Source organism: Clostridioides sp. ZZV14-6345, assembly GCF_020657775.1.
GTDB lineage: Bacteria > Bacillota > Clostridia > Peptostreptococcales > Peptostreptococcaceae > Clostridioides > Clostridioides difficile_D.
In genome coordinates, this window is record NZ_JAGWCX010000103.1 from 1 (window position 1) to 7,625 (window position 7,625).

Below are 7,625 nucleotides of genomic sequence, written 5' to 3' on the forward strand. Positions count from 1 at the left end.
ACTTCCAGTATTTTACACTTATACTTATAATACTAACTATATACGACAATGATTGTCAATAGTTAAATTGCGTACAATACATATCTTGTGTAATATGTATTTATATAACTAATGATTATAAGGGGGTTAATATGTATATACAATTAAATGAATTATTAATGTCTAGAGGTAAAAGTAAATACTGGTTATCAAAGCAAACAGGAATGACGCCTCAAAACATTGGCCGATTAGCTTCAAATCAAACCACATCTATTAAATTCGATTCTTTAGAAAAAATTTGTATGGCTCTTAAATGTTCACCTAATGAATTGTTAGGTTGGGACAAATAAAAATATTAATTCTAAAGGGTTTATTTATAACTACTAGAAAACTACTTTAGTAGTTATTTTATTTTGGAGGTTTAAACATGGATAGATATACATTTGATAATTTACCTATCAAGGAGCAGATACAATATATTAATAATAAGCTCTTAGAGGGTAATACACTAACTAATATCTGCAAGGATATTTCTATTGGTCGTACAACTATAAGAAATAGATTTAAACAACATGGATATGAATTTAATCAAGCTAAGAAGCTATATATATCTATTGTTGAAGTTATTGAATTAGAAAGTAGTTTAAAAGTAGTTACGGGCGACACTAGCAATGACAATACTTTAGTTGACGCAACTAACATTGATTTTAATAATATTTTATCTAAATTCAATGATATGAATAATAAACTGAATGAAGTATACAACTGGTACGAATCACAAAGTAGTAATAAAGTAGTTGGGGCTGATAAACTAAAAATAAATGATTTTAAGGGTAATACAGTCACTAGAAGCTATAAGGTCTATGAGGATATTCAAAAAGAGTTTGTAGCCTTCTGTGAAGGTAATAAGAAGTATAGGGTACAGGATATTATTAGCCAAGCTCTTAAAGATTTTATGGATAAATATAAGTAATTTTACTTACTTTCTGATATTCTAAAAACTTTTCAATGAAAATCTCATTTTTTGGCTTCCTGTGAAAAATAAGTTCTCCTTCCAGTCCTCTATCCTTGTTTGTTTCATTAATCCGATAGGGGGCGTATTATATATATTTCTATCGAGCATATACTCATCAAAACATAGCATTAGTTTGATTATTATATTTCTATTTGTTTTAAGCTTTTATATATAATTTATCTCTCGAAACATTGCAATTACTTACTTGTATAGTTTTAATATTAATATTCAAATTATTCCTTTTAAAAGGTGCTATAAGTGCTACATAGGTACTGCAACCTATATACTTTTTAGGGGTGCAGTTGCATATGCAAACTCTTTATTTCCCAACATTTAACCAGTTATAAATATTTATATCCTTTATCAGTCAAATATAGCATTTTAAACAACTCCGACTATCTTTAGTAGTAATATTTTATATGGCTTTATTAATGTATTTTTGCATCTGCAACCATGTTTTTAAGTTGCAACACCCCACCCCCACACCTTACACAAAACAATGCTTATCTCCGAAGCCATGTACCTACCTCGGTTCACATTTTTTCTTTTAATAGCGTTATTTTTATCAAGGGGGGCTAATTATTGTACTTTTTTGTGGTGAATCAAATAGCCTTCTATATATTGATATAGCTTTATTTGAAGTACTTAATTGAATTGTTTCAAACTAAATTAAGTGAGTTTTAATGAAGTAAAATATATAGGTTGCAACTTTATTTCAAAAATACAGTAAAAAAAATAGCTATATACATTGATTTCGCTTAAATTAAAAGGGTTTTTCGAGTTGTTTTTTATCTTTTTTTACTCAATATGAAATATCCCTTATATCTTATTGCAATCTAACTTTATTTAATAAAGTAGTTTCGTTATGCAATACCCCTGTATGTACTGATTTTACTGTGATTAAGTAATGTATTTGAGTTTGATTTTTTATTTAGTTTAGTAGTTTTGAAATATTATAGTATTAAGCTTCAGTATGCACTCATTCTCAATTAATAATCAATTAATAGTAGCCATTTTTTCTAAACATGATAAAAACAAACTCAATCCATGTAATAGAAATACATACAGGTATATAAAAAAATGTACGATTACTATAAACTATTACATTTATTTTAGTTATCTTTATCTATTGCAATTACTTATTCAGAAGCTTATTTGCTTACCTACTAATTATAAAATGTAAAAACAGGCAAGAGAATCGTACATTTTTAACTATAAATTAAGCTTCATAATGGCATTATCAGCTTGTTTTTGTACTACCCCAATATAAGTTAATGTATCTATTTGATTAGCATGGTTTAAAGCTCTTTGTGCTACTTCAATTCCTTTATCCTTAAATATATGTAAACCATGTGTTTTCCTCATACTATGAGTACCTATATTTAATCTTATCCTACAGGCTTTTGAAGCTTTTTTAATAATTCTATATGCTTGTGTAGTGCTTATTGCTTCATTCTCTCCCTTTTGACTTTTAAATAGATATTCATTAGTTGGTTTATCTTTGCAATATATATCTAATATTTCTTTTAAACTATCATTTATAGGCTTTCTTATTCTTTTCCCTGTCTTACTTTCTTTTATATTTATTTCTCTTTTCTTGTATACGTCTTTAACTCTTAGTTTTAAAATATCCTCTATCCTAAAGCCAGTATTTAACCCTAAAGTTATTAGGGTTAAATCTCTTATTTTACCTTTATTTCTAAAGTATCTTTTAAGTTTCTCTATATCTTTTTTATTTTCAATGGGTTCTACTCTCATTTAATTCACTCCTATTAAATTATATTTACTAAGTAATATGATTTTCTTATCTGATACTTTTAGTTTCATCTAAACATTCATATAAAAGTTGTTCATCAATTTCACTAACTCTAAAAACTAATAATTTACTTTCCTTAAGTCTAACTTTGGTATTTTTCTATTTATATAAGTCATTTTAATATATTTCTACAACAAAAAAGTCGCTACTTTGTTCAAAATATGTAGTTTTTTATTACTTATTAGCTTAAAAAATTATTTGGCGTGATTTTATTATTTTGTCTACTATACCAAAAAAAATCTCTTTTTCTTGAGTAAATCAAAATTTAACATAGTTTTATAAAAAAAGAACTTTAGTATTTAGACTCTTTTTTGACAGATATTAAGTTATTAATATAAACTCTTTTCATTATACAAATAAAATGTAGAGTATAATAATACCTCATGAAAAAGTAGTGTATTATATTCTCTTATATCTTGAATATTTTTTATTGGGGATATAAGTGGAGAAGTAGCTATTTCTTACGTCATAGCATAGATTCATAGATAAACAATTAGGCTATTGAATGGTAATAAATAATTACTTATAACCTTAAATTTTTGTTTATTTAAAAATAACCCTGGATTTTTTTTTATAATTTTGAGATAATAAATATATAGAAGTAATATTTTAATAAACAAAAGGTAATTATGGAGGAAGTATATGAAAATAGCAGTAGATCTATTCTGTGGTGCAGGTGGAATGAGTGAAGGGATATTACAAGCAGGATTTCATATTGCATTTTCTAGTGATAAAAGTTCAGAAGTTGCATTAACATATAAAAATAGGCATAAACAATTAGGATTGATACAAGGCAAAAATACTTGGTTTGAACAAATGGATATAAGAGATTTAAGTGGAGACTTTATATTGAAAAAAATAAAGTCCTTAGATATGTTCAAAAATGGAAGACAGGGAAAGGCTAGAAGAAAAAGATTTAAAAAAAATAATCCGATAGACGCTATTTTTGGTGGACCACCATGTCAAGGGTTTAGTAGATCTGGAAAAAGGGATCCTAATGATCCTAGGAATTTTTTATTTAGAGAGTATTTAAGAATAATTGACGAGTTAAAACCTAGATATGTTGTTATGGAAAATGTAGAAGGCATGTTAGATATGAAACTGTATATAGAAGGTTTAAGAGGTACTAATTATGAAAATGTAGTAGTTCCAGAAATTTTGAAGTCTGAATTTAAAGCATTAGGATATAAAACATTAGACCCTAGATTAATGGATGCATCTGATTATGGAGTGCCTCAATCTAGAAAGAGAGTAATATTTATAGCATATTTAGAAGAAGAAAGAGAACCTAAATACCCTACACCAACTCATATAGGAGAAGATAAGGTGACAATTTTACAAGCAATAGGGGATTTAATAAAAGACAGAGATTTAAGAGAAAACCTAAACCCTCAATTTACAGAGTATCAAAATGCATCTATCCTTGGGAGAACGAGAAGACTAGATGGCTCTAGATTACAAGTAGAGGGAATTTTGAATTCAGAGTTATCCAATCACACTAATATAGTCAAAGAAAGATTTTCTTTATATAGAGAAGGTGAGGATGCAAACTCTTTAAGAAAGAGAATAAAATTAGAAGGTATAGATATATCAGATAAGCTGAACTTAATAAAATACATAGAAAAAGAAATGGAAAAATTAGCAGTAAATACTGAAATAGATATATCTCCAGAGATAGCAATGGCTATAGATGAAGTTCTTAATGATAGGGATTATATTATTAATTCATTAAAAAATCCTAATTGTATAGACGAACTTATAGACGCATTGTTAACTAAAAAAAATAGTAGAACTAGATTGAATAGGAATGAACCCTCTTTAACAGTTTTAACTATACCAGATGACTATATATCACCATTTGAAAACAGGACATTTACTGTTAGAGAATTAGCAAGACTACAGTCATTTGATGATAGTTTTGAATTTTTAGGAAAAAGAACTACTGGAGGACAAAGAAGAAAAGAAGAAGTACCACAGTATACTCAAGTAGGTAATGCAGTCCCACCTTTATTAGCAAGAGCTATTGCATCAGAGATTAATAAAAGTATATCAGCTAAAAACAAACATAAGAGAAGAAAATTTTAGTCATATGTCATATATTGATATAAAAAACACTAGGCTACTAATAATCTAGTGTTTTTTATTTGAGTCTGTTTACATTAAATTAATATTTTTATATTATATCATTGAAAATATTAAAGTACTATTCTATAAAGTTATATTAAAATAATTGTAAACTGTATTAATATTAGAAATATTAGCTCTAATAGAATCCCTAACACTACCACCATCAATACCTGCTAAGAAGTTTGTTGTAATGATTTCTTTGATAGATTTAGAGACATAAGGCAAGGTAGGAAATCCCCAATAGTTTCCTCCAGATAAATTTCGAACTCTTTGAACACATGTTGTTGTAGGTTTAAATTTATCGCCAGCATTACTAGGAACAGTTACAAATGCATATGTAAATCGCTGTGGAGAGATAGAATATCCATTTACGCCAACGGAAATACCTCTAGCAAAACTTTGACCAGAATAAATCATATCCCATAACATTGGTATTTGTGCATTATCTTTCCAATTCGTCTTACACTGAATAACACATATATTTATAGAATTGAAATGAGTGTCAGTTAGATAGTCAATTAAATCATTGTAATTAACGCTACCACCTCTTTTAAAAATTGGAATATTAGTTACTAAATTATCAAGTGTAGATAAATCACTTACAAACTTTGGATCATCAGGGAATGTTAAAGCGATTAAATCACTTTCTGTATTAGATTTAAAGTTATCATAAGTAACAGTTATCGCATTAGAAATGGGATTTGGAATTAGAGATTTTAGTGGTTTTATTACAACCGTTCTAGTACCTATTAAACATAAGTTAAGATACCAACAAACTAATCCTTCCCATGAATACCCACCTCCAGAAACATCACTTTGCTCTCTTCCACTAGCAGTAGATCTGAATATATTCGAAAGCTTGTCTCCTAAATTAAATATAGTAGATGGATCATTCATATCAAGTTCGTCCATTATTAAAGAACTCCATACAGTCCACGAATTTCTAAATGCACCCATAGCAAATACACTATTAACACTTTCTTTTCTGATATATTCAATTATGTTCATTTACATCACCTCCTAATATAGTATTATAAACAATAAATCAAATATATGGAAAAAATAATTATTCAGTCTTCCAAAAACAACTTTTATATAAAGTATTAATATCTAAGTATTTCATTAACTGAGAATAACCTATTAAGGTTAGAAAACTTAACACATCTTTTCTTTTTGTGAATATTTGGATTAGTTTCATGTATTCATCATACACATATACCTTTTATAAAGAACTTTGTCTCTAGATTTTGCTAATACTTCTTTATGTTTTTTACTAATAGTTTTTCTGTATTTAGGATTATTTATTTAACTCCATCTTTCAAATAGTCCCTTTTCATATTTTTATCATCTCTTATATAAATATTTTAATAAATTTATACAATTAAAAAGTTAAAAATATGTCACAAAAGTGGCTCTTTACTAAAATACTATTTATTACTGACTAATTAACAAAATTAAAAGTTCTCACAATAACTTGATGTGATTTTATAATTCTATCTAGCATATCAAAAAAACCTTTTTTACTGAGTGAATAAAAAAGAGTCTAAAATTATAGACTCCCATTTCCAAAATATATTATAATCAATTAGCTTCTGCTTCTTTTTATTTCTCCACCCTCGAATATTTTTATCCACTCATATAGCGTAGTTCTACCAATATTTAATATCTTTGCAACTTCATTCTTCTTCAAGCTTCCATCAAGGATTTTATTATAATATTTTATAAATTCTTTGTTAGTTTCTAAAAGCGCCTTAGTTACTTTTTGTCTACCAAACCATTTACCTGTTTTTGTATTTATCTCTCCTTTTTTCTTATCCTCTTTTAACTGATCTATTTTCTGCTGCGTTCTCTCTTGTATTGTTTCCCTCTCCATTTCTGCGACTGCCCCAAATACACCAAGTAACATTTTGTATGTATTATTATTTGTATCTATCCCCTCTTTTATTATTTTCACTGTAACACCTTTAGTTACTAATGTATCTATAATATCAATTAAATCCTTTAAATTCCTTCCCAACCTACTTATAGACTCACAGTAAACAATATCTCCCTCTTTTACTTCTAATAACATTCTGCTTAATTCTTCTCTTTCTTTTGTAGCTCCTGTAATTTTATCCCTATATATCTTATCAAACTTAATTCCCTCATTTTCTAAAACTCTTTCTTGCCTACTATTATCCTGTTTTCTTGTGCTTACTCTCTCATATCCAATTATCATAATCATATCCCCCGTTTATCTTGTTATAATAATTATACAATACATTTTTCGTTCGGTCAAACTATTTTTTCCATTTTTGCTATACCGAACATATTTTATTGTTGATTTGCAATGATTCTATGTAAAAATAATACAAATATTGTGCGTACGGTCAAACGTTGGTTTCTCCGAACACGAACATATCACCTTTTTTATATCAACTATTCCTTAAATATTTTATATAAAATCGCCAAATTCTTTTTTATATTTTTTAAGCAGCCAAATTTTTAAAACAAAAATGGTACATCAATAAGTTTTATATTTTTATACAATATAACTCTTACTGATATACCCTTTAAAAAAAGCCTTATCCAACTATCTTGAACAAAGCTTGTAATTTTTATCTTTTATCGTTATCATCTTGATTACTAATTTAGACTTTTTTTATTTATAAAAATAAAAGGGGCTGTCGCAGGAGCAAATTAAATTTG

6 protein-coding genes are annotated in these 7,625 nt (G+C 27.2%); 3 read left to right on the forward strand and 3 right to left on the reverse strand.

Annotated elements, in window-relative coordinates; translation table 11 throughout:
• The first annotated feature begins 131 nt into the window (after positions 1 to 131).
• On the forward strand, positions 132 to 329 hold the full coding sequence (locus KGF39_RS18415; protein ID WP_038811696.1) for a helix-turn-helix domain-containing protein: 198 nt from the start codon (positions 132 to 134) through the stop codon (positions 327 to 329).
• A gap of 77 nt (positions 330 to 406) precedes the next feature.
• Positions 407 to 952, forward strand: coding sequence for a hypothetical protein (locus tag KGF39_RS18420; protein WP_227823421.1), 546 nt, complete (start codon positions 407 to 409; stop codon positions 950 to 952).
• 1,254 nt (positions 953 to 2,206) lie between these two features.
• On the opposite strand, the gene KGF39_RS18425 is transcribed toward KGF39_RS18420, so the two are convergent.
• The gene (locus KGF39_RS18425; protein WP_227823422.1) at positions 2,207 to 2,752 is read right to left on the reverse strand and encodes a tyrosine-type recombinase/integrase; all 546 of its coding nucleotides are present in this window, start codon (positions 2,750 to 2,752) and stop codon (positions 2,207 to 2,209) included.
• A 700-nt stretch (positions 2,753 to 3,452) separates the two neighbouring features.
• Here KGF39_RS18425 and KGF39_RS18430 point away from each other — a divergent pair.
• On the forward strand, positions 3,453 to 4,895 hold the full coding sequence (locus KGF39_RS18430; RefSeq protein ID WP_227823423.1) for a DNA cytosine methyltransferase: 1,443 nt from the start codon (positions 3,453 to 3,455) through the stop codon (positions 4,893 to 4,895).
• A gap of 123 nt (positions 4,896 to 5,018) precedes the next feature.
• Here KGF39_RS18430 and KGF39_RS18435 read toward each other — a convergent pair whose 3' ends face one another.
• Entirely contained in the window at positions 5,019 to 5,945 is a 927-nt protein-coding gene (locus tag KGF39_RS18435; protein WP_227823424.1) for a hypothetical protein, read from the reverse strand.
• A gap of 577 nt (positions 5,946 to 6,522) precedes the next feature.
• Positions 6,523 to 7,155, reverse strand: coding sequence for a recombinase family protein (locus KGF39_RS18440; protein ID WP_227823425.1), 633 nt, complete (start codon positions 7,153 to 7,155; stop codon positions 6,523 to 6,525).
• Positions 7,156 to 7,625: the final 470 nt, after the last annotated feature.

Excerpts from the sequence above, each read along its gene's own strand:
- KGF39_RS18415 (WP_038811696.1), top strand. The coding sequence starts at position 132 with ATGTATATACAATTAAATGAATTATTAATGTCTAGAGGTAAAAGTAAA.
- KGF39_RS18420 (WP_227823421.1), top strand. The coding sequence starts at position 407 with ATGGATAGATATACATTTGATAATTTACCTATCAAGGAGCAGATACAA.
- KGF39_RS18425 (WP_227823422.1), bottom strand. The coding sequence starts at position 2,752 with ATGAGAGTAGAACCCATTGAAAATAAAAAAGATATAGAGAAACTTAAA.
- KGF39_RS18430 (WP_227823423.1), top strand. The coding sequence starts at position 3,453 with ATGAAAATAGCAGTAGATCTATTCTGTGGTGCAGGTGGAATGAGTGAA.
- KGF39_RS18435 (WP_227823424.1), bottom strand. The coding sequence starts at position 5,945 with ATGAACATAATTGAATATATCAGAAAAGAAAGTGTTAATAGTGTATTT.
- KGF39_RS18440 (WP_227823425.1), bottom strand. The coding sequence starts at position 7,155 with ATGATAATTGGATATGAGAGAGTAAGCACAAGAAAACAGGATAATAGT.